This window comes from Eikenella glucosivorans, from assembly GCF_016025525.2.
In the GTDB taxonomy this organism is placed as follows: Bacteria; Pseudomonadota; Gammaproteobacteria; order Burkholderiales; family Neisseriaceae; genus Eikenella; species Eikenella glucosivorans.
On the sequence record NZ_JACSGR010000002.1, the window covers coordinates 338,591 to 360,005 of the forward strand.

Below are 21,415 nucleotides of genomic sequence, written 5' to 3' on the forward strand. Positions count from 1 at the left end.
GCTGCGGCTTTTTCGGCGGTTTGGCTTAAGAGGCCAAATCTTCAAACAGGGGGGTGGAGAGATAACGCTCACCATAGGAGGGCACAACGGCCACAATCAATTTGCCTTGGTTTTCCGGCTTTTTCGCCAGTTGCAGGGCGGCCCAAATGGCGGCACCGGAAGAAATGCCCACCAGCAGGCCTTCTTTGGCGGCGGCATCACGGGCGGTATCGAAGGAGGCTTGGTTCGGGGCTTGAATGATGCCGTCGTAGATGCCGGTGTTCAGGGTGTTGGGCACGAAGCCGGCGCCGATGCCTTGGATGGGATGGGGGCCTTTTTCGCCGCCGCTCAACACGGGCGAGGCTTCGGGCTCGACAGCATAAGCCTGCACAGTGGGCTTTTTCTGTTTCAGCACTTCAGCCACGCCGGTAAGCGTGCCGCCGGTGCCCACGCCGGACACGAAAATGTCGATTCGGCCGTCGGTGTCGCGCCAGATTTCTTCGGCAGTGGTGCGGCGGTGGATTTCGGGATTAGCGGGGTTGTCGAACTGGCGCGGCATGAAGTAGCGGCCCGGATCGGAATCCACCAGTGCTTGGGCGCGGGCAATGGCGCCGCTCATGCCTTCTGCGCCGGGGGTGAGGATGAGCTCGGCACCGTAGGCGCGCAGCAGCATTTTGCGCTCTTTGCTCATGGTTTCCGGCATGGTGATGATGAGTTTGTAGCCCAGCGCGGCGCAAACCATGGCCAGGCCGATGCCGGTGTTGCCGCTGGTGGCTTCCACGATGGTGGTGCCCGGCTTGATTTGGCCGGATTCTTCGGCGGCGCGGATCATGGCAATGGCGATGCGGTCTTTCACGCTGCTGCCGGGATTGAAGTATTCGAGCTTCACGGCCACTTGGGCGTTCAGGCCTTCGGTGAGGCGATTGAGCTTAACCAGCGGGGTGTTGCCGATTAAATCGACGATGCTGTTGGCGATGTTCATGCGGTGCTCCTGTGGGCAATGTGTGATGAAAGATGGGCGCATGATAAGGCCAAAAGGGGCGGCAAACAAATAATTTGTATTTGTATCTTTATATTGAAAAGGTATATACGCACGGGAGGCGCCATAACTGCCGGTGGCGGCAAACGCTAAAGTTGGATAAATCTGAGACAAACACAGCGGAAACCTTTAAAATACGCGGCTTTGTTATCCGTCGCCCAACCGAAAAAACACATCATGACCTACGCCAAAATCCTCGGCACCGGCAGCTACCTGCCGGCCAAAACCCTCAGCAACGACGACCTCGCCAAAATTGTAGACACTTCCGACGAGTGGATCACCACCCGTACCGGCATCAAAAACCGACATATCGCCGCCGACAACGAGAAATGCAGCGACCTGGCCGCCGCCGCCGCGGGCCGCGCGCTGGAAGCCGCCGGCGTGGAAGCTGCCGAAATCGACCTGATCATCGTGGCCACCTCCACGCCCGATATGCTCTTTCCCGCCACCGCCACCATCGTGCAGCAAAAGCTCGGCATCAACGGCTGCCCTGCCTTCGATGTGCAGGCCGTGTGTGCCGGTTTTATGTATGCACTCACCACCGCCAACGCCTACATCAAAAGCGGGCTGGCCAAAAAAGCGCTGGTGATCGGCGCCGACGTGTTCAGCCGCATCATGGATTGGACCGACCGCAGCACCTGCGTATTGTTCGGCGACGGGGCCGGCGCCGTGGTGCTCGGCGCATCGGAAGAACCCGGCATCCTGCACAGCAAGCTGCAGGCCGACGGCAACTACCGCCACTTGTTGCAAACCCCCGGGCAGATTGCCAACGGCGAAATAACCGGCGTGCCTTTCTTGCAGATGGACGGCCCCGGCGTGTTTAAATTCGCCGTGAAAGCCCTGGCCAAAGTGGCCGAAGAAGTGATTGCCGAAGCCGGCATGAAGCCCGAGCAAATCGACTGGCTGGTGCCGCACCAGGCCAACTACCGCATCCTCGAAAGCACCGCCAAACACCTCAAACTGAGCATGGACAAAGTGGTGCTCACCGTACAGGAACACGGCAACACCAGCGCCGCCTCCATCCCGCTGGCGCTCGACAGCGGCGTGCGCAATGGCAGCATCCGGCGCGGCCACACCCTGCTGTTGGAAGGTATCGGCGGCGGCTTTGCCTGGGGTGCAGTGCTGGTGAAATATTAGAGATTGCCGGATGGCAAAGAGGCTACCTGAAAATTTCAGGTAGCCTCTTTTGTTGCCGAAACCGGCTGAACAATGGGCGGTGGGCGATTGACAACGTGCCGATTAGGCTGGAAAGGCAGGCTGACCGGAAAGCGCAAGCTTCAGCGCGCTTAAAACAAGGGCAGGTTTCTGCGGAGCCGAAATTGTTTTTCAGGTAGCCTTTGTGTTGCCGCGAGGGGTTAAGCGGCTTGGCCGGAAGTGACCGAGTACGCTTTGCCATCGTGCCCGCCTTCGGCAATGATTTGGCACACGGCCTCGGCGAGGGCGGCGCGGGTCATGTATTGACGGGGGATGGCGGGGAGTTGTTCGTGCAGTTGGTAGGCGGTGCTGTCGCCATCGGCGAGGCCGCAGGGGCGCAGAATGGTCCAGGCGAGTTTGCTTTGGCGCAGGGCGGTTTCGGCTTCGGTTTTGGCGGCCACGGCTTCGCCCAGCGCTTGCTTGAACATATCGCTCATCAGGGGGAATTGTTCGCCGCAGCCCATGCTGGTGATGAGGATGAGGCGGGCTTGCGGGGCGTGTTTCTCGAGGGCGCGGATGAGGTGGATGTTGCCGGTGGCGTCGCTGCGGATGCCTTGTTCGTTTTTGCCGCCAATGAAGCTGACAACGGTGTCGGGTTGGAATTGCTGCACGGCTTGGGCGACGGCGGTTTCGTCGAGCGCATCGGCAACGGTGGTTTGGATGCTGTGCTGGGTGAAGAATGGGTCGGTTTGGTTTTCAGGTAGCCTTAATGCGGCTATGGCGGCTTGTGGGTTGGGAAGCCGTTGAATGAGCTGGCGGCCGCTGGGGCCGTTGGCGCCGAATATCATCAGCATGGCGGTGCTCCTATGGGGAAATGGGTTGGGGGTGTTGGCGCGGATTAGGGATTCCGGTAAAAGTGCGGGCTGCTTTTGGAAAGGCAGCCTGCGTTTGTTGGGACGAGGGGCAGGCTGCTTTGAGTTTTTAGCTTCGCAGGAACTCAGCTTGGGCTGCGCCCAAACATCGGTTTAACTTCGTTGAAGCTTGCGCTTTAGCTTCGCAGAAACTCAGCTTGGGCTGTGCCCAAACATCGTTTTCAGGTAGCCTTAATGCCCGGGCGGATTCAGGCGAACAGGGCGCGCATGGCTTCGATTTGGTTTTGTTTCAGCTCGCCTTTTTCGTCGCGGCCAACGAAGATTTTGAACATGGCGCCGCCGCTGCGGTTTACAAAGTTGAGCGACACGGTGGATTTGCCCATGAAGGGGCGTTCGATGAGGTAGATGGCGGCGCAGTTTTCGTAGTAGATGTGGCCGTGGATGCCGCCTTCTTCGGCGTGCTCGAAGTTGTAGAAGCCGCGGCCGATTTTGCCATTGGGGATTTTGCCGGTGACTTCGGCAATCACGTCGGGAGTGTGGGCGATGAAGGTGACGGCTTCGTTCCAGCCGGCGAGTGCCTGCATGATTTCGACAAAGCGGCTGCCTTCGGTTTTCTTCACAAGGTTTTCGGGCAGGCAGTTGATGACGTCTTCAAAGCTGCATTGGTGCTGGCCGGCGAGCATTTCGAGGATTTGGCCGGGGTTGTCGGCCAGCGAGTTGCGCAATACGGTTTGCTGTTCGGCGGAGAGTTTTTGCATGGCGGTTTCCTTTTCGTCGGGTGGGAGGGTCATCATCAGTTTACGGGTGAGGGTGGGCGACCAGTAGCGGCCGCTGGTGTGGAGAATGGCTTGGCCGTCTCCGTTGATGTGCAATAAATCGGCTTCCTGCCATTGGTGCAGCAGGGCTTGGGCTTCGGCGTTGCCGTCAAACAGGCGGGTGTTAATGCGGCCGAGTTCGATATCGTGCTGCACTTGGCCGAGCAGGGCTTTGTGCTTGCCGTGGCGGCTCATGAAGGAGAGGGCTTTTCGGCCTGGCGGATTTTTCAGGTAGCCTTCCAAATCGCTCTGCACTTGGTAGCTGAAGCCGCCGAAGTTGCCGCCGGCACCGGAACCGAAGGCGAGGCAGGGCATGTTGGATTTGACCAGGGTGTTGTAGCGGTTGCGCTCGCCGCGGCCGGGGTAGGCGAAATGGTTGTTGCTCACTTGCCGCCAGCCGAGTTTGTCCAATTCGCGCACGGCGTAGGCGTAGTGCTGGGATTGCACGTCGAAGCCGGGAGGCGGCGGGAACGCGCCTTTTTCAATCATGCGGTTGATGGGCAGGAAGGGGTAGCAGTTGAAGGCATAGGTGTCGAGGCCGGAAAGGGGCAGGCCGGCAGCGAGCTCGATGTCGCGCGCCCAGATGTCGTCGGTTTGGCCGGGCAGGCCGAAAATCAGGTCGGCCACGATGACGGCGTCTAGGCCGCACAGTTCTTTCAGGTAGCCATAGGCTTCTTCGCCGCTGTGTTTGCGCCCGAGGCGGCGGCGGATGGCGGTGTTGAAGGTTTGGATGCCGATGGAGATGCGGTTTACGCCGGCTTCGATGGCGGCGCGGGCTTTATCCAGCCCGAAATGGCTGATGCGGCCTTCGAGGGTGAATTCGCAGTCGTCGGCCAGCGGCAGGTATTGGTAGCAGGCGCGGACAAGGCGCACGAGGTCGGGCGTGGACAGCGCGGTGGGCGTGCCGCCGCCGAAATACACGGCTTGGATTTTGCCGCCGCCGGTGCGCTGTGCGGCTTCGGCTTCGAGTTCTTCAATCACTTTGTCCACGTAAACACCGCCGTGTTCTTCTTTCCAAGCGTTGCGGTAGAAGCCGCAGAACACACAGTGGTTGGCGCAGAAGGGGATGTGGATATAGGCCAGACCGTCTTCGTCGAGCGAACGGGCGATTTGGCTTTGCCAGAGTTTCTGCCATTGCGGCATGGGCACGGGGATGCCGCCCCAAATCGGCATCAGCGCCTGCCTTTCGGGAAAGGCCTGCGGCGCGGCTTCTCGGGCGGGCCAGCGGATGGTTTGGATGGAGGTGGTTTCGGCGGTGGCGGGCATGGTGTGGGATGCCGGGTTGGGCAGCTTGTTGGTAAACGAGAATGGATTCTACTACAGGGATAGCGTGGCTGAAATAGTTCGGGTGGGGTAGAGGATTTTCAGGTAGCCTGAAGCATTTGTTATAAAGAAGGATTGTGTTTTCAAGTAGCCTGAATGTTTTGACGGGTATCAGAAGATGGGCGACGGAGCTTGGGGTGCCACGCTTGTAAACTTGCTTTACTATTGTTCACGAACTACAACGGGCAGACCGGCCGTGAAGGCCAATCTGCCCGTTTGCCTGCCCGGCGACTACGCTTGTTCGCGCAGTTCGCGGCGCAGGATTTTGCCCACGTTGGATTTGGGCAGCTCATCGCGGAATTCGATGTCTTTCGGCACTTTGTAGGCGGTGAGCTGGAGGCGGCAGAAGCTGATGAGCTCTTCGCGGGTGAGGGCTGGGTCTTTTTTTACCACAAACAGCTTCAGCGCTTCGCCGGTTTTGCTGCTGGGCACCCCGATGCAGGCGGCTTCCAGCACCATGGCATGCCGGGTAACCACTTCTTCCACTTCGTTCGGATACACATTGAAGCCGGACACCACAATCATGTCTTTTTTGCGGTCCACCAGTTTGATGAAGCCTTTTTCATCCATCTTCACCATGTCGCCGGTGGCGAGGAAGCCGCGCTCGTCCAGCGTGGCGGCGGTTTCCTCGGGGTGCTGCCAGTAGCCCTGCATGATTTGCGGGCCTTTAATGCACAGTTCGCCGATTTCGCCCAGCGGCACTTCGTGGCCGTCGTTGTCGCGGATTTCGATGTCGGTGTTGGACACGGGCAGGCCGATGGTGCCGTTGTATTCGCTGATGTTGAGCGGGTTGGCGCACACGCCGGGGCTGGCTTCGGTGAGGCCGTATACCTCCACGATGGGCTGGCCGGTGAGCGCTTTCCACTGCTGTGCCACGTTTTCCTGCACGGCCATGCCGCCGCCGAGGCACAGCTTCCAGCTGGAGAAATCCACGCTGCGGAAATCGGGGTTGTTGAGCAGGGCGTTGAACAGGGTGTTCACTGCGGGCAGCACGCTGACGCGGTATTTCTTCAGCTCCTTTACGAAGGACTTGATGTCGCGCGGGTTGGTGATGAGCAGGTTTTGCGCGCCGATGCGGGTGAAGATCATCAGGTTTACCGTGAGCGCGAACACATGGTACATCGGCAGCGCGGTCACCACCAATTCCCCTTCGGTGGAGAGGTTGGATTGAATCCATTCCTCGGCCTGTAGCATATTGGCGCAGATATTGCCGTGTGAGAGCATGGCGCCTTTGGAGAGGCCGGTGGTGCCGCCGGTGTATTGCAGGAAGGCGGTGTCTTCCAGCGTGATGTGCACGTGGCGGAAGGGGTGCGCCGCGCCTTGCCTGAGCGCGCGGTTGAAGCGGACGGCGCCGAGCAGCCGGTAGGGCGGCACCATTTTTTTCACATGGCGCACAATCAGGTTCACCAGGGTGCCTTTGAAAAAGCCGAGCAGGTCGCCCACCGAGGCAAGGATGATGTGTTGCACCTGGGTGCCGGCCACTACTTGGCTTAGGGTGTGGGCGAAGTTTTCCAGCACCAGGATGGTGGTGGCGCCGCTGTCTTTGAGCTGGTGTTGCAACTCGCGCGGGGTATAGAGCGGGTTCACGTTTACCACGATGCAGCCGGCCTGCAAAATGCCGAACACGGCCACGGGGTATTGCAAGAGGTTGGGCATCATCACGGCCACGCGGCTGCCTTTTTCCAGCTTGAGCACGTTTTGCAGATAGGAGGCGAACTGTTCGGCCAGGTGGGCGGTTTCGGCATAGGTCTGCACCGTGCCGAAGTTGGTGAAGCCGGGTCGGTTGCCATATTGGGCAACGGTTTCGCGGAATACGTCGCAGATTGAGCCGTAGCGGCGCACGTCGATTTCGGGGCGCACGCCCTCTTGATAGCTTTGCAGCCAGATTTTTTCCAATTTGGTCTCCTGGTAGGGGCTACCTGAAAAATATTGGTGTGGCGGAAAGGCCGCTTGGGTTTTCAGGTAGCCGGTTTGTGTTCTGTGTGGAGGGTTTGCCCGGCAGCGCGGTTTATCCGGCAATCACGGCATGGTCGATGATGCCGCCGCCCAGGCAAACGTCGCCATCATACAGCACGGCGGACTGGCCGGGGGTAACCGCCCATTGCGGGCTGTCGAATATCAGCTCGGCACTATCGTCGCCCAGATGGCGCAGCTCGCAGGGGGCGTCGGCCATGCGGTAGCGGGTTTTGCAGGTGTAGCGGCCTTCGGGCGGGCGGCTGCCGTGTGTTTCGCCGGGGTTTTCAGGCAGCGTCCAGCTGAGCTGGCTCATGCTGAGGCTACCTGAAAACAATAGCGGGTGTTGGTGGCCTTGCACCACGATGAGGCGGTTGGCGGCCAAATCTTTGCCGGCCACAAACCACGGCTCGCCGGCGCCGCCGATGCCTAAGCCTTTGCGCTGGCCGAGGGTGTAGAACATCAGGCCAACGTGTTTGCCCACGACTTTGCCTTCGGGCGTAACCATATCGCCTTCGGCCGTGGGCAGGTATTTTTGCAGGAATTCGCGGAAGGGGCGTTCGCCGATGAAGCAGATGCCGGTGCTGTCTTTTTTGGCGGCGGTGGGCAGGCCGGCTTCGGCGGCGATGCGGCGCACTTCGGGTTTTTCCAAGTGACCGAGCGGGAAGAGGGAGCGCTCGAGCTGGTAGGGCTGGAGGCGGTAGAGGAAGTAGCTTTGGTCTTTGTTGGCGTCCAAGCCTTTGAGCAGGTAGTGCTTGCCGTTGCGCACTTCTTTGCGGGCGTAGTGGCCGGTGGCGATGGCTTCGGCGCCTTGCTCGATGGCGTAGTCCAAAAAGCATTTGAACTTGATTTCGGCGTTGCAGAGTACGTCGGGGTTGGGGGTGCGGCCGGCTTGGTATTCCTGCAGGAAGTAGGCGAAGACTTTGTCTTTGTATTGGGCGGCGAAATTGACGATGTCGATATCGATGCCGATGATGTCGGCCACGGCGATGGCGTCGAAAGAATCTTGCTTGATGCTGCAATATTCGTCGTTGTCGTCGTCTTCCCAGTTTTGCATGAAAACGCCGCGCACGTGGTGACCCTGCTGCTTGAGCAGGTGGGCGGTAACGGAGGAATCGACGCCGCCGGAGAGGCCGACGATGATGTTTTGCGGGGTGGTGGGCATGGTGTTTGGTGTTTGCTTGGAGGCTACCTGAAAAGGAGTATGGGGCTGTTTTCAGGTAGCCTTTAATTTAATGGTGTTATGTCGGGTGGGCCGGACATGAATGCCTGGCCTAAGTTTTCAGGTAGCCTTTATGCAAAACTAGCTGTGCCGTTTCTTTATGCTCACTTGGCGTTTTTTGGTTTTGGCTTTGCTGCGGGCTTTCTCATCGCGTTTGGCGATACGGTTGCTCAGGGTGGTGCGGCGCAGGGGTTTGTTTTTGGTTTTTTCCGCGGTGTCTTCGTAGGGATTGTCGGCAATATTATATTGGATGCGCAGCGGGGTGCCTTGCAGGTTGAAGGCTTTGCGGAAGGTTTGCGTGAGGTAGCGGGTGTAGCTGTCGGCCACATGTTGCAGCGAATTGCCGTGAATCACGATCACGGGCGGGTTCATGCCGCCTTGGTGGGCGTAGCGCATTTTGGGGCGCACCAGCCCGGCGCGCGGCGGGGCTTGGCGTTCTATCGCGCTTTGCAGCACGCGGGTGATTTTGGGCGTGGGCATTTTGATAAACGCTGCATCGTAGGCGGCTTGGATGCTGGCAAACAGGCCGTCGATACCGCGCTCCTTCAGCGCGGAAATGAAGTGGAATTTGGCAAAATCGAGGAAGTGCAGCTTGCGCTCGATGTCTTTTTTGATGCTGTTGCGGCGCTCTTCAGAAATGCCGTCCCATTTGTTCACGGCCACTACCAGCGCACGGCCAGCTTCCAATGCGAAACCGGCGATGGTGGCGTCTTGGTCGGCGATGTCCTGCTGCGCGTCCAACACCAGCACGGCCACGTTGGAGGCTTCAATCGCCTGCATGGCTTTAATCACGGAAAATTTCTCCACTGCTTCATCCACTTTACCACGGCGGCGTACACCGGCGGTGTCGATGATGGTGAAGGGCTTGCCTTCGCGCTCAAAGTCGATGTGGATGCTGTCGCGCGTGGTGCCGGCCATGTCGAAGGCAATCACGCGCTCTTCGCCGAGAATGGCGTTCACCAGCGTGGATTTGCCTACGTTCGGCCGGCCGATGACGGCAAACACGGGGTGTTTGGCCTGCTCGGTTTCTTCTTCCGCTTCGGGAAAGTTTTCCAGCACGTCTTCAATCAGATAATACACGCCGTCGCCGTGCGCGCCGGAAATCACGTGCGGTTCGCCCAGCGCGAGCTCATAAAATTCGGCGGCCAGCACGTCGCGGCGGCCGCCTTCGCCTTTGTTTACGGCCAGATACACGGGGCGCGGGCTTTGGCGCAGGCGGTCGGCGATGATTTTGTCTTGCGGGGTGAGGCCGGTGCGCGCGTCCACCAGGAAAATCACCGCGTCGGCTTCGTCCACGGCTTGCAGGGTCTGCTTGGCCATTTCGTGCAGGATGCCGCTGTCCACCACCGGCTCGAAACCGCCGGTATCCACCACGAGATAAGGCTTGCTGCCGACTTTGCCGTGGCCGTAGTGGCGGTCGCGGGTGAGGCCGGGCAGGTCGTGCACCAGCGCGTCTTTGGTGCGCGTGAGGCGGTTGAACAGGGTGGATTTGCCCACATTGGGGCGGCCGACCAGGGCGATGGTGGGTTTCATGGGTTTTGGTCTTTCTGTGTCAGGCGGCCTGCGCGGGAAACGGCAGGCGGCGAGCAGGTGCGTGGGGCACGGGGGTATTGTTTACTGGGTTTTCAGGTAGCCTGGGTTGGCGGGATGAGGCTACCTGAAAAGTGCAGGCGAGATTATAGCGTGTTGTGAACGGTTTGGCTTGGGGGAGGGGTTTTCAGGTAGCCTGTGTGCACTTGGAGGCTACCTGAAAAATCAAACCTGCCGTTATCAGCATAGCGGCAGGTTTCTCGGTTTACAGCAAGGTATCCGATAACGGTATATCCTGCGGCTGCACGGGTGTGGCGGGCAGCGGGCGTTCGCGCGGTTCGGCGGCGGTGCTGCGGCGGCGCGGTGCGGGATTGCTGGCCGGAATCGGGGTTTCGGTGCTGCCGGCGCCGTCAGTGAGGGCTTCCACGGCGCTGCCTTCGGGCAGGATTTCGTCCGGCTGCTGCGGCGCCTGGATTTCCACGGCCTGCGGGCGACTCAATTCGCCCGAGCCGTCTTGCCAGGCCAAGGATTGCAGCTGGCCTTGCACTTTGGTTTGGCCGGGGCGGCAGGTGATGCACACGGGGCGGCCGTTGCGGCTGCGCAGGGCGGCGTTGATGCGTGATTCGTTGGCAGTAAGGCCTTTGGCCTGCGCCCAAGCGGTGATGCTTTGGCGCAGGGCGGCGGTGTTCAGGTTGCGCTGCTGGTAGGGGTCGGAGTAGGCGGCGAGCCAAAGGTTGTTGTTGGCATCGGCGTTGAGGCTGGCCAGCTGGTAGATCACAGCGGCATTGGCACCGGTGTGCACGCTGCGGGCGAATTGCAGGGCGTTGTTGCTGTGCATGCGCACGCAGCCGTGGCTGCGGATGCCGGGCACGCTGGCGGGGGCGTTGGTGCCGTGGATGCCGAGGCCGAGGCGCGGCGGACCGAGGCGCACGAATACCGGGCCGAGCGGGTTGCTGGGGCCGGGCGGGATGCTGGCGATGTCGGGCAGGCCGCTCGCGGCGCGCTCGCGGCGGATGCTGGCGGGAATGGTCCAGGTGGGGTTGTAGGCTTTGGAACCGATTTGATAGTTGCCCAGCGGGGTGCGGGTGCGGTTTTTGCCCACTGCCACGGGATAGGCGTTTTTCAGCCGGCCGTTTTCATACAGGAACAGCCGCATCTGCGGAATGTTGATGACCACGTGCTGCCCTTGGGCAACGGGTGAAAAATCGGGCAGGGGCGTGTTGGCGGCGGCGAGGCCGGAAACGGCAACGAGGCCGAGCAGGGCGAGTTTTTTCATGGGTATCTGTTTGGAAAATGGGGTTTATTGGTGCGGAAACCGCGTTGGCAGCATAATACCCGAAAACGGCCGCACCCGATGCGGCAGGCTACCTGAAAACGGCAAAATGTGCTTTAATGCCACACCATTGACGGCCGCCAAAGCAGAATAAGCCGAAAGGCTACCTGAAAACCCAAGCTGAATTTCTGCGAAACTGAAGCAAAGCTTCAACGAAACTAAAGCAAAGCCCGAATTTAAACCATCAAACCCCTCCACACATCCACACTCACGGAGCAGCCATGAAACAGCGCATCATCCACTCCCTGCTGGACACCGACCTCTACAAGTTCACCATGCTGCAAGTGGTGCTGCACCAATTCCCGCAGGCGCACGGCGTATACGAATTCCGCTGCCGCAACCTGGAAGATTTGGTTTATCCGCTGGTGGAGATCCGCAGCGAGCTGGAAGAAGAATTAGACGACCTGTGCACCCTGCGCTTCACGCCAAGCGAGCTGGCCTACCTGCGCAGCCTGCGCTTCATCAAAAGCGATTTTGTCGATTATCTCGAGCTGTTCCAGCTCAAACGCCGCTTCATTAAAGTGTCCACAGATGCCGAAAACCGGCTCTGCATCCGCGTGGAAGGGCCGATCATCCAAGCCATGTTCTTCGAAATATTCGTGCTCTCGATTGTAAACGAGCTCTACTTCCGACGCCTGGAAACCCCCGAAGTGCTGGCCGAAGGCGAGCGCCGCCTGCAAGCCAAAGCCGATTTACTGCGCCACTATGCCAAGGCCGAAGATCCCGAAGACCCGCCCTTCCTCGTGTCCGACTTCGGTACCCGCCGCCGCTACAACCTCGCCTGGCAGGAACACGTAGTGCGCACATTGAACCAAGCCGCCCCAAGCTGCCTGCGCGGCACCAGCAACGTATTCATCGCCAAAAAACTCGGCCTTATCCCCATCGGCACCGTGGCGCACGAATTCATGCAGGCCTTCCAAGCGCTTGACGTGCGCCTGCGCGACTTCCAAAAAGCCGCCCTCGAAAGCTGGGTGCGCGAATACCGCGGCGACCTCGGCATCGCGCTCACCGACGTGGTCGGCATGGACGCCTTCCTGCGCGATTTCGACCTCTATTTCGCCAAACTCTTCGACGGCCTGCGCCACGACAGCGGCGATCCCTACCTCTGGGGCGAAAAAGCCTACGCCCACTACCAGAAGCTTAAAATCGACAGCCGCACCAAAATGCTCACCTTTTCCGACGGCCTCGATCTGGAAAAAGCCTGGGCACTGCACCAATATTTCAAAGACCGCTTCAAAACCAGCTTCGGCATCGGCACCAACCTCACCAACGACATGGGCCACACCCCGCTCAACATCGTGCTCAAACTGGTGGAGTGCAATGGCCAATCCGTGGCCAAACTCTCCGACAGCCCCGGCAAAACCATGAGCAGCAACGACACCTTCCTCGCCTACCTGCGCCAAGTGTTCGAGATTGCCGACACCGAATAGTGCGCGGGATGATTTTTCAGGTAGCCTTTCGGCGCGAAGAGGCTACCTGAAAAAAGATACCGCCTAACCGCGCCGAGCATTATCAATATGACCGACTTCATTCGCTTGCTGGAAACCTGCCGCGAACCCGACACCGCCATCCCTTATCGGCATGACCGCATATCCGGCTACAACGTAGCCGAATTGGCAGAGATAGCCGAACGATATAATTTGAATATTACCGGGCAACTGCACGATTTGCTGTATCAGATGGGCAAATGCTCCGGCGGTCTTTTGCTGTCGCACAGTTGCGCGCTGTATGGCGGCGCAGCCAAACCGCTGTTTCGGCAAAATTGGGCGGAATATGATGATGAAGACCGCAGTATTGTCCATGCAGCCGGAGTGGAACCTGTCGGGCGGCAAATGCTGCTGATTGCCGCCGATACTGCGGCCGACTATTTTTTGCTCACCGCCGACGGCGATAATCGGATTTGGTGTTGGCAAGAAAGCCGCGGCCTGTATCCGACCGATCAGGATTTAGCCTCTTTCCTCGCCGCACAGGCGGCCGCCTTCAATCGAACGGCAGGCCGTGTGGCCCGCTTATGGCCGGCGGATGATGCCGAGTTCCGGCGCAAAACGCTCGGCGCATTGTTGCAATGAAAATTTAACTTCGTAGAAACTCGGCCTTGGCTGCACCAAAATATCGCTTTCAGGTAGCCTGCCATCCCAAACTATTTATCAGCAAAGGAAAATCATGCTCCAACCCATCGAACTCTCCCAATCCACCCGCCTGATCAACCACGGCCCCACAGTGATGGTGTCCGCCGAGCACGGCGGCGTGGCCAATGTGATGTCCGTTGCCTGGGCGTGCGCGCTGGATTATGCGCCCTCTCGCCTGACCGTGGTGCTCGACAAAGGCGCGTTCACGCGCGGCCTGGTGGAACAGGGCGGCTGGTTTGCCGTGCAGGTGCCGCTGGCCGAGCAGGCGGAAATGGTGATGGCGGTGGGCAGCCAGAGCCGCAAAAACAATCCCGACAAGCTGGCCGACTGCGGCGTGGAGCTGTTTTACCAGGAAGGCTTCGGCGTGCCGCTGGTGAAAGGCTGCGCCGCCTACCTGATCTGCCGCCTGTTGCCCGAGCCGCACAACCAGCAAAGCTACGATTTGTTTATCGGCGAAGTGGCCGCCGCCTGGGCAGACGACCGCGTGTATGCCGGCGGGCGTTGGTTGTTCGACAGCGTGCCCGACGGGCTGAAAACGCTGCATTATGTGTCTGCCGGCCAGTTTTACCGCATCGGCTCGGGCTTGAAGGTGGAGTAGCACACGGGAACTTTTCAGGTAGCCTTACTATTGTTGGCAAAGGCTGTCTGAAAAACAGAACAACCGGATGGCTCTCTTTAAAACCGCGCGGCTAAAATTTTTAGGTAGCCTGATGCGCATGCCGCAGGCTACCTGAAAAATCATCCCGCTTCCATTCCCACTGCCTGCTGCCCCGCCGCAGGCTTTTGTTTTATAATCGCCTCCCTTCCCACATTCCGGATTTCCGCTATGAAATGGCTTGGCCGCTTGGCTGTGATCATGAAAACCGTGTACCGCTTCGGGCTGGCCGAGCTTTTGGCCGCGCGGGGCAGGGCGCATTGGCTGCTGCGGCTGTTGCCGCGTTCGCGCAAAATGCGGGATACGCCGCTGCCGGTGCGCGTGCGGCTGGCGTTGGAGAGCCTGGGGCCGATTTTCGTGAAACTCGGGCAGGTGCTCTCCACGCGGCCGGATTTGCTGCCGGCAGCCTATGCGCTGGAATTGAGCCGCCTGCAAGACAAAGTGCCGCCCTTCGATGCGGATTTGGCGCGGCAGCAGATTGAGCGCTCGCTCGGGCGGCCGGTGGAAGAGATTTATGCCGAGTTTGAAGCCGAGCCGGTGGCCGCGGCTTCGGTGGCGCAAGTGCACCGCGCACGGCTGTTCGGCGGCGAAGACGTGGCGGTGAAGGTGTTGCGGCCGGGCTTGGAGCCGGTAATCGAGCAGGATTTGGCGCTGATGCGCACTGCGGCGCGGCTGCTGGAAAGGCTGCTGCCGGACGGCAAACGCCTGCGTCCGCGCGAAGTGGTGGCCGAGTTCGACAAATATCTGCACGACGAGCTCGACCTGCTGCGCGAAGCCGCCAACGCCAGCCAGATCGGGCGCAATTTCAGCGGCAGCACCATGCTGCGCGTGCCGCAGGTGTATTACGATTATTGCAGCGAAAGCGTGATGACCATGCAGTGGATGAGCGGCACGCCAATTGCGGATATCGACACACTCAAGCGGCGCGGCATCGATTTGCAGCGGCTGGCGCGCTACGGCGTAGAGATTTTCTTCACCCAAGTATTCAAACACGGCTTTTTTCATGCCGATATGCACCCGGGCAATATCCTGGTGGACGATGAAGGCCGCTACATCGCGCTGGATTTCGGCATCGTGGGCAGCCTCACAGATTACGACAAGCGCTACCTCGCCATCAATTTCCTCGCCTTCTTCAACCGCGACTACCACCGCGTGGCCACGGCGCACATCGAAAGCGGCTGGGTGCCGGCGGATACGCGGCCGGAAGAATTGGAAGCGGCGGTGCGCGCCGTGTGCGAGCCGTTTTTCAACAAGCCTTTGGCCGAGATTTCCTTCGGCCTGGTGCTGATGCGCCTGTTTGAAACCAGCCGCCGCTTCAATGTGCAGATTCAGCCGCAGCTGGTGTTGCTGCAAAAAACCCTGCTCAATATCGAAGGGCTGGGCAGGCAGCTCGACCCGCAGCTGGATTTGTGGGCCACGGCCAAGCCGTTTTTGGTGGACTGGATGCACGAGCAGGTGGGCGTGAAGGCGCTGTGGCGCAACCTAAAGCAGGAAGCGCCGGATTGGGCGGAAATCCTGCCCGCCCTGCCGCGCAAACTGAATATGCTGGTAGACGAAGCGCGCCAGCAGGAAATGCGCGACGCCTATCTGCACCTGGTACGCACCCAGCAGCGGCAGAATATGTGGCTGGCGCTGATTGCGCTGGTGTTGCTGCTGATGGTGCTGTTGGATTAGGGATTGATTAAAATAGGGAAAGAGGCTACCTGAAAAATATCTGCCGCATGGGCGGGATGTTTTCAGGTAGCCTTTTGTGTTGCGGTCATTTATTTCTGCAAAAATTCGTGGCTTTTCAGCACGCCGTTTGGGTGGAAGAAAAAGATCACGCCTTTACCTTCGCCGTCGGTGCAGGCCAAGCCGTCATCACCTTGGGGATTGGTAAACCTCTCGCTGCAACCGAGATAACGGGTGTACGCACGGATTTGGCATTTCAAAGTACGCCCGTCTTCAAGCACTAAATTGCCATTGCGTGTGTTTGTCGGCTCGGGGCAGCGTTCGTTCCAAGGCGAGCTCAAACCCAGCATACCGCAAGCGGATAGAGCCAGGATTGAGGCTACCTGAAAAATACGGGTCAAGCCTGTTTCTCCAACAATCCGCGCCAGCGCGCCACCTGCAACCTCACCTGCTCCGGCGCGGTGCCGCCCAAGTGGTTGCGGGCGTTCAGGCTGCCTTCGGGGGTGAGCACTTGGTACACATCGTTTTCAATCAGCGGGCTGAAGCCTTGCAGCACGGCCAGCGGCAGGTCTTCCAAGCCGCAGCCTGCCTGTTCGGCGTGGCGCACGGCTAGTGCAACCGCTTCGTGCGAATCGCGGAAGGGCAGGCCTTTTTTTACCAGATAATCGGCCAAATCGGTGGCGGTGGCGAAGCCTTGCAGCACGGCGGCGCGCATATTTTCGGGCTTCACGGTGATGCCGCGCATCATGTCGGCGTAAATCCGCAGCGTGTCGATGAGCGTGTCCACCGTGTCAAACAGCGGCTCTTTGTCTTCCTGATTGTCTTTGTTGTAGGCCAGTGGCTGCGATTTCATTAGCAGAATCAGTCCGGTAAGGTGGCCGATGACGCGCCCCGATTTGCCGCGCACCAGTTCCGGCACGTCGGGGTTTTTCTTCTGCGGCATGATGGACGAACCGGTGCAGAAGCGGTCGGCGATGTCGATAAAGCCGAAGCGCGGCGACATCCACAAAATCAGCTCTTCCGACAGGCGGCTCAAATGCACCATCACCAGCGATGCGGCGGCGGTGAACTCAATGGCGAAATCGCGGTCGGACACGGCATCCAGCGAGTTTTGGCAGATTTGCTCGAAGCCGAGCAATTCGGCGGTGCGCTCGCGGCGGATGGGGAAGGTGGTTCCCGCCAGCGCGGCCGCGCCCAAGGGCATTCGGTTGGTGCGGCGGCGGCAGTCGGCCATGCGTTCGCTGTCGCGACCGAGCATTTCCACATAGGCGAGCAGGTGGTGGCCGAAGCTGACGGGCTGGGCTACCTGTAAATGCGTGAAGCCGGGCATGACGGTGGCGGCGTTGGCTTCGGCCAAATCCAGCAAGGCAGCCTGCACGTCTTGGATGAGCGTGCGGATGACGGCAATTTCGTCGCGCAGCCACAGGCGGATGTCGGTGGCGACCTGGTCGTTGCGGCTGCGGCCGGTGTGCAGGCGTTTGCCCGCATCGCCGATTTTGCCGGTGAGACGGCGTTCGATGTTCATGTGCACGTCTTCCAAATCGAGCGACCATTGCAGGCTGCCTGAATCGATTTCGGCCTGGATTTCGGCCATGCCGCGCTGAATATCGGCCAAATCCTGCGCGGAAAGCACGCCTGCTTCGTGCAGCATCTGCGCGTGGGCGAGCGAGCCTTGGATGTCCCAGCGGGCGAGGCGTTGGTCGAAACCGATCGAGCCGGTGTATTGTTTGACGAGTTCGGACACAGGCTCGTTGAAGCGGCCGGACCAGGTTTTGTTGTCGGTCATGGGGATTCCTTTGGTTGAAAACAGGGTGATTATACGGTTTGGGCGGAAAGGCTACCTGAAAAACGAGAAACAGGTTTTCAGGCAGCCTTCCCTTTATCTGCGGCGAACACGACAAAATTGTAATGCTGGAAATACAGTGCAGGCTGCAAGCCGGCTTCGTGCAGCCATTGGAACTGCTCGGAGCGCTTGCTCATGCGGTCGAGCTTGATGCGCTCGAAGGCGGCGGTTTTGTCGGCTTCGGATAGGCCGGGATGGCGCAGGACGTGTTGCCGCCAGGCTTGGGTGTAGGCGGCTTCGGCTTCGGGGGTTTCGCCCAGCACCTGGTCGGCGTTGATGAAGCGGCCGTGCGGGGCGAGCAGGCGGGCGATTTGGCGGAACAGGGTTTGCTTTTGCGTGCCGCTCAGATGATGGATGGCGAGGGCGGAGATGATGAGGTCGAAGCGGTTTTCAGGTAGCCTTTCGCACGGTTCGAGCTGCGTGAGGTCTTGTTTGATAAAGCGGAAATTCGGCAGGCCGTGGAAGCGTTCGCGGGCTTTGGCGAGCATCTGCATGGAGATGTCGGCGAGGACAAATTCGGCTTCGGGGCGGCGTTCGTACACAAACGCGCTCATCAGCCCGGTGCCCGCGCCGAGGTCGAGCACGCGGCGCACGTTTGGCACGCTTTCGGCCAGCCCGGCGGCGGTTTGGTAGAACAGGTCGAAGCAGGGGATAAGGGCGCGGCGCTGGCTGTCGTAGCGGGCGGAGGTGGCGTTGAATTGGGTTTGGATGGTGTGGTTCATGGTGTGTTTTGGGGTTGGGTTTTGGGGAAGCTTGCGTGGCTTATTTGAATTTGGCTGAAGCGGATATTTTTGGCTGCATAGAAATTTATGTTTTCAGGTAGCCTTGATGTCGCTATTTGAAGGCTACCTGAAAATGTTGATGCGGATGATTCTTCAGGTGGGCTGTGATTTGTGTTGCTCCAGTTCTTTGAATTCCGATTGGGAAATCAAGCCGTAATCTTCATGGAGCAGGTATTGCCCGCTTTCCAGGCCTTGCGCGAACTGTTCTAACAGGGCATGCAGGGAGGGGCTTCGAGGCTGCGTTCGGGGCTGTCGTGCCACATGCGGATGATTTGCCCGGCGGTGCCGCTCGGGGCGGGGTCGAGGTCGATCATGTTGCCGTTGCCGCCACCGTCGGCGGTGAGCGGGATCCATTTGGGATTCCACCAGAAATCGGGTTTGATGCCGGGGTGTTCGGGGGTACAGCCGAAATCGGTGCCGTTGCCGTGTTGGAAACTGCCGTCGTCAAACAGGGTTTTCCAAACTTTGTATTCTTGGGTAATGCGTTCAATCGACAGCCATTCTTCGTCGATCAGTATGCCGGCGATGCCGTTTTCGCCATTGGCGGCGCGGTAGAGGGCTTTGAAGTCTTCAGGCAGGGGGAAGCCTAGGGTTTGCTCAAGCTGGGCGAAATCGGCATCGGTGGCGCCGGGATTGAGGGTGTAGTTGAGTCCGAGTTCGTCTACGGCGGCGGGATATTGCTGTTGAAGCGCTTTGAGCTGGGTGAGGATGCGCCGGAGGAGGGTTTGCATGGGGAGCCTTTTGCGGAGGGTGTTTCAAATTCGGCTGTGCCGGAGCGGATATTTTCAGGTAGCCTTCTGTGCGGCAGGGGCTACCTGAAAAAGATGGGCAATGGTAAGGCAAGGCGTGATGAATGGGAAGCGGATAAGGATTGATGGCGAATTTTGCGGCTTTTGCTGCGGCTGGGTATCAGAAGTTCCCCAATCCGCTTGTCGATGGGGTTTGGCGAAGGATTGGAGGTTAGCTGAAAAGCAGTCGGGTGGTTTGGAAAATGTTTTAGCTTCGCAGAAACTCAGCTTCGGCTGCGCCGAAATATCGTTTTAACTACGTTGAAGCTGCGCTTTCAGGTAGCCTTTGGCGGCGCGAACGGCCTATTTCTCCTCTGCCACCAAACGAAATCCGATGCTGATGCCGCGATAGTCCGCGTCATACGGTTTGCGCCACGCGCTGTGCCAGCCGTCGGCGGTGCTGTGCCAGCTGCCGCCGCGTACGGTTTTTTGCGTTGTTGCCGCGTGATCGTAACTGGGGCGGTACGCGTCCTGCACCCATTCCCACGCGTTGCCGTAAATGTCGTACAGGCCCCACGGGTTGGGCTGCTTCTGTCCGACGGGGTGCGTGCCGCCGGTGGCGAAGTTGCCGCCGTACCAGGCGTAACCGCTTAAACGGCTGTCGTCGTCGCCGAAAAAATAGCGGCTCTGCGTACCCGCGCGGGCAGCGTATTCCCACTCGGCTTCGGTGGGCAGGCGGTAGCGGTAGCGCGTGTCTTGGCGGTTGAGCGCGGCGATGAATTCCTGTGCGTCGTTCCACGACACGGTGGCGGGATGGTTCGGCTTGGTGATGCGCGCGGCCATGCCGGGCAGGTTGTAATAGGGGTTGGAACGGTTGCGGCTGTACGGGTTTTCGCCCAACACGCGCTGCCAGTCGGCCTGGGTGATTTCGTACACGCCCAGATAAAAGGCTTGGACGGTTTCCGCGTGCTGTGGTTTTTCGCGGGCGTCGGCGGCGGCTTCGGCCGAACCCATTTGGAACGTGCCGGCGGGAATGGCGGCGAACTTCATCCCCAAGGAATTGGTGATGGTGCGGACGGGCGCGGCAGGGACAGGAGCGGAAACGGCTGAACTGGCAGAAACACGATCGGCTTCTGCGGGCGCACTTTCAGCGCAGGAGGACAGGAGCAGCAGCGGGGCGGCAGCAAGGAGGATGGGTTTGAGTTGCATGGTTGGGGTTCCCGATTGGTGGTTTTTGGTTGGGCTACCTGAAAATTGCGGGTAATGGGGAAATCAGGATTTCGTTTTAGCTTCGCAGAAACTCCACCTTGCTTCGCAAGACATCGGTCCACTTCGTTGAAGCTGCACTTTCAGGTAGCCTTTATGTTGGCAGGCTTACTCTTCTGCGCCCCACCAAAACTTCGCCGTCGCGCCGCCGTCGATTAAGAAATCGCTGCCGGTGATGTACGCGCCGCGCTCGTCCATCATCAGCTCGGCCAGATTGGCGATTTCGTCGGGCGTGCCGCCGCGTCCCACCGGCAGGGCGGCGAGCATGGCGCGGTAGAAGTCTTTGCGTTCGCCGTTCAGTTCGTCGTTGGCCAGCGGCGTGTGGATGATGCCCGCGCTGATGCAGTTCACGCGCGCGCCGCGTTTGCCCCATTCCACCGCCTGTGCCGCCACGCGCAGGGCGTTGCCGCGTTTGGAGAGCTGGTAGGCGCGCAGGCTGTCGTCCACCCCTTTGATAAACGGCAAATCCAGCAGTTCTTCGGCGGGCGTGAGCGCGAGGGCGCGGTTTTGTTCCACCGTGAGCGGCTCCAAGCGGTGCGACGACTGCGAACCAATCATCACCGCGCTGCCGCCGCGCGCGATGACCTTGCCGAACTCTTCCAGCAAAACCGCCGTGCCGTACAAATCCACCTTGAACAGCAGTGCGGCGGATGCCTGCGAGGGCGACACGCCGGCGGTGTTGATGACGCGGGTGATTCGCCCAGTTTGGCGGCAAAATCCACCACGTTGCGGATGGCTTCGCGGTTGGACACGTCGCAGGCGACGGTGTGTACGCTATATCCGGCGTTACGCAGTTCTTCGGCCTGGCGTTCGGCGTTTTCCGGTTTCAGGTCGGCCAGCACCAGTTCGCGGCCAACGGACACGCGGCGGGCGATGGCGACGCCGATGGCGCCCGAACCGACGAGTACGGTTACTTGTTTTTGGGGCATTTTTCTGCTCCTTGGGTTTGAGTGATGGAGGGAATGGGTGCATTCTACGCCGGTGGCGGCACGGGATTAAGCCGTATCGAGTACTTAGGCTTATGAGTGCGGTTCACGAATCAAGGCTACCTGAAAAAGGAAAACCAGGTTTTGGCTGCATTGCAGCGTTAAATTTCGCGTGGCGGCAAGCCCGCCTGCTTCAGGCACTCCGTTTTCATTTT

General features: G+C 59.6%; 19 protein-coding genes. 5 read left to right on the top strand and 14 right to left on the bottom strand.

The features are described 5' to 3' along the window. Positions 1–25: 25 nt before the first annotated feature. Positions 26–961, bottom strand: a complete 936-nt coding sequence (gene cysK, locus H9Q10_RS03680) for a cysteine synthase A (protein WP_197902672.1) — start codon at positions 959–961, stop codon at positions 26–28. Between the two features lie 234 nt (positions 962–1,195). Here cysK and H9Q10_RS03685 point away from each other — a divergent pair, with 234 nt between their 5' ends. Further along, on the top strand, positions 1,196–2,155 hold the full coding sequence (locus H9Q10_RS03685) for a beta-ketoacyl-ACP synthase III (protein WP_197902673.1): 960 nt from the start codon (positions 1,196–1,198) through the stop codon (positions 2,153–2,155). A 218-nt stretch (positions 2,156–2,373) separates the two neighbouring features. Here H9Q10_RS03685 and H9Q10_RS03690 read toward each other — a convergent pair whose 3' ends face one another. From H9Q10_RS03690 to H9Q10_RS03715, 6 genes are all read right to left on the bottom strand, one after another. Then, positions 2,374–3,006 (bottom strand): NAD(P)-dependent oxidoreductase, encoded by a 633-nt coding sequence (locus tag H9Q10_RS03690; protein WP_197902674.1) that lies wholly within the window; start codon positions 3,004–3,006, stop codon positions 2,374–2,376. A 266-nt stretch (positions 3,007–3,272) separates the two neighbouring features. Further along, the gene (gene hutW / locus H9Q10_RS03695; RefSeq protein WP_197902675.1) at positions 3,273–5,105 is read right to left on the bottom strand and encodes a heme anaerobic degradation radical SAM methyltransferase ChuW/HutW; all 1,833 of its coding nucleotides are present in this window, start codon (positions 5,103–5,105) and stop codon (positions 3,273–3,275) included. Between the two features lie 288 nt (positions 5,106–5,393). Continuing rightward, complete coding sequence (locus H9Q10_RS03700) at positions 5,394–7,058, bottom strand: AMP-binding protein (RefSeq protein ID WP_197902676.1); 1,665 nt, start codon at positions 7,056–7,058, stop codon at positions 5,394–5,396. 112 nt (positions 7,059–7,170) lie between these two features. After that, entirely contained in the window at positions 7,171–8,280 is a 1,110-nt protein-coding gene (gene mnmA, locus H9Q10_RS03705) for a tRNA 2-thiouridine(34) synthase MnmA (RefSeq protein ID WP_197902677.1), read from the bottom strand. Positions 8,281–8,418: 138 nt separating this feature from the next. Next, positions 8,419–9,870 (bottom strand): ribosome biogenesis GTPase Der, encoded by a 1,452-nt coding sequence (gene der / locus H9Q10_RS03710; protein WP_197902678.1) that lies wholly within the window; start codon positions 9,868–9,870, stop codon positions 8,419–8,421. A 262-nt stretch (positions 9,871–10,132) separates the two neighbouring features. After that, complete coding sequence (locus tag H9Q10_RS03715; protein WP_197902679.1) at positions 10,133–11,143, bottom strand: L,D-transpeptidase; 1,011 nt, start codon at positions 11,141–11,143, stop codon at positions 10,133–10,135. 278 nt (positions 11,144–11,421) lie between these two features. Between H9Q10_RS03715 and pncB the strand changes: the two genes are divergently transcribed. The 4 genes from pncB to ubiB all read left to right on the top strand — a co-directional run bounded on the left by pncB (position 11,422) and on the right by ubiB (position 15,658). Next, complete coding sequence (pncB, locus tag H9Q10_RS03720) at positions 11,422–12,630, top strand: nicotinate phosphoribosyltransferase (RefSeq protein ID WP_197902680.1); 1,209 nt, start codon at positions 11,422–11,424, stop codon at positions 12,628–12,630. A gap of 87 nt (positions 12,631–12,717) precedes the next feature. Further along, entirely contained in the window at positions 12,718–13,269 is a 552-nt protein-coding gene (locus H9Q10_RS03725) for a hypothetical protein (RefSeq protein ID WP_197902681.1), read from the top strand. A gap of 94 nt (positions 13,270–13,363) precedes the next feature. Then, entirely contained in the window at positions 13,364–13,927 is a 564-nt protein-coding gene (locus H9Q10_RS03730; RefSeq protein ID WP_197902682.1) for a flavin reductase family protein, read from the top strand. A 228-nt stretch (positions 13,928–14,155) separates the two neighbouring features. Continuing rightward, the gene (gene ubiB, locus H9Q10_RS03735; protein WP_197902683.1) at positions 14,156–15,658 is read left to right on the top strand and encodes a ubiquinone biosynthesis regulatory protein kinase UbiB; all 1,503 of its coding nucleotides are present in this window, start codon (positions 14,156–14,158) and stop codon (positions 15,656–15,658) included. Positions 15,659–15,747: 89 nt separating this feature from the next. Here the strand turns inward: ubiB and H9Q10_RS03740 are convergent, their stop codons facing one another. From H9Q10_RS03740 to H9Q10_RS12295, 7 genes are all read right to left on the bottom strand, one after another. Continuing rightward, positions 15,748–16,056, bottom strand: coding sequence for a hypothetical protein (locus H9Q10_RS03740; protein ID WP_238480125.1), 309 nt, complete (start codon positions 16,054–16,056; stop codon positions 15,748–15,750). Further along, complete coding sequence (gene argH, locus H9Q10_RS03745) at positions 16,053–17,441, bottom strand: argininosuccinate lyase (RefSeq protein ID WP_197902684.1); 1,389 nt, start codon at positions 17,439–17,441, stop codon at positions 16,053–16,055. The genes H9Q10_RS03740 and argH overlap by 4 nt, the downstream gene beginning before the upstream one ends. A 77-nt stretch (positions 17,442–17,518) precedes the next feature. Continuing rightward, positions 17,519–18,220, bottom strand: coding sequence for a class I SAM-dependent methyltransferase (locus H9Q10_RS03750; protein WP_197902685.1), 702 nt, complete (start codon positions 18,218–18,220; stop codon positions 17,519–17,521). Positions 18,221–18,486: 266 nt separating this feature from the next. Next, positions 18,487–19,011 carry an SMI1/KNR4 family protein gene (locus H9Q10_RS03755; RefSeq protein WP_197902686.1) on the bottom strand — a complete coding sequence of 175 codons (525 nt, stop codon included), beginning with the start codon at positions 19,009–19,011 and terminating at the stop codon, positions 18,487–18,489. Between the two features lie 360 nt (positions 19,012–19,371). After that, entirely contained in the window at positions 19,372–20,217 is an 846-nt protein-coding gene (locus tag H9Q10_RS03760; RefSeq protein WP_197902687.1) for a formylglycine-generating enzyme family protein, read from the bottom strand. A gap of 165 nt (positions 20,218–20,382) precedes the next feature. Beyond that, on the bottom strand, positions 20,383–20,943 hold the full coding sequence (locus H9Q10_RS03765) for an SDR family oxidoreductase (RefSeq protein WP_197902688.1): 561 nt from the start codon (positions 20,941–20,943) through the stop codon (positions 20,383–20,385). Then, on the bottom strand, positions 20,832–21,203 hold the full coding sequence (locus H9Q10_RS12295; protein ID WP_197902689.1) for an SDR family NAD(P)-dependent oxidoreductase: 372 nt from the start codon (positions 21,201–21,203) through the stop codon (positions 20,832–20,834). The genes H9Q10_RS03765 and H9Q10_RS12295 overlap by 112 nt, the downstream gene beginning before the upstream one ends. Positions 21,204–21,415: the final 212 nt, after the last annotated feature.

Excerpts from the sequence above, each read along its gene's own strand:
- cysK (WP_197902672.1), bottom strand. The coding sequence starts at position 961 with ATGAACATCGCCAACAGCATCGTCGATTTAATCGGCAACACCCCGCTG.
- H9Q10_RS03685 (WP_197902673.1), top strand. The coding sequence starts at position 1,196 with ATGACCTACGCCAAAATCCTCGGCACCGGCAGCTACCTGCCGGCCAAA.
- H9Q10_RS03690 (WP_197902674.1), bottom strand. The coding sequence starts at position 3,006 with ATGCTGATGATATTCGGCGCCAACGGCCCCAGCGGCCGCCAGCTCATT.
- hutW (WP_197902675.1), bottom strand. The coding sequence starts at position 5,105 with ATGCCCGCCACCGCCGAAACCACCTCCATCCAAACCATCCGCTGGCCC.
- mnmA (WP_197902677.1), bottom strand. The coding sequence starts at position 8,280 with ATGCCCACCACCCCGCAAAACATCATCGTCGGCCTCTCCGGCGGCGTC.
- der (WP_197902678.1), bottom strand. The coding sequence starts at position 9,870 with ATGAAACCCACCATCGCCCTGGTCGGCCGCCCCAATGTGGGCAAATCC.
- H9Q10_RS03715 (WP_197902679.1), bottom strand. The coding sequence starts at position 11,143 with ATGAAAAAACTCGCCCTGCTCGGCCTCGTTGCCGTTTCCGGCCTCGCC.
- pncB (WP_197902680.1), top strand. The coding sequence starts at position 11,422 with ATGAAACAGCGCATCATCCACTCCCTGCTGGACACCGACCTCTACAAG.
- H9Q10_RS03725 (WP_197902681.1), top strand. The coding sequence starts at position 12,718 with ATGACCGACTTCATTCGCTTGCTGGAAACCTGCCGCGAACCCGACACC.
- H9Q10_RS03730 (WP_197902682.1), top strand. The coding sequence starts at position 13,364 with ATGCTCCAACCCATCGAACTCTCCCAATCCACCCGCCTGATCAACCAC.
- ubiB (WP_197902683.1), top strand. The coding sequence starts at position 14,156 with ATGAAATGGCTTGGCCGCTTGGCTGTGATCATGAAAACCGTGTACCGC.
- argH (WP_197902684.1), bottom strand. The coding sequence starts at position 17,441 with ATGACCGACAACAAAACCTGGTCCGGCCGCTTCAACGAGCCTGTGTCC.
- H9Q10_RS03750 (WP_197902685.1), bottom strand. The coding sequence starts at position 18,220 with ATGAACCACACCATCCAAACCCAATTCAACGCCACCTCCGCCCGCTAC.
- H9Q10_RS03755 (WP_197902686.1), bottom strand. The coding sequence starts at position 19,011 with ATGCAAACCCTCCTCCGGCGCATCCTCACCCAGCTCAAAGCGCTTCAA.
- H9Q10_RS03760 (WP_197902687.1), bottom strand. The coding sequence starts at position 20,217 with ATGCAACTCAAACCCATCCTCCTTGCTGCCGCCCCGCTGCTGCTCCTG.
- H9Q10_RS12295 (WP_197902689.1), bottom strand. The coding sequence starts at position 21,203 with ATGCCCCAAAAACAAGTAACCGTACTCGTCGGTTCGGGCGCCATCGGC.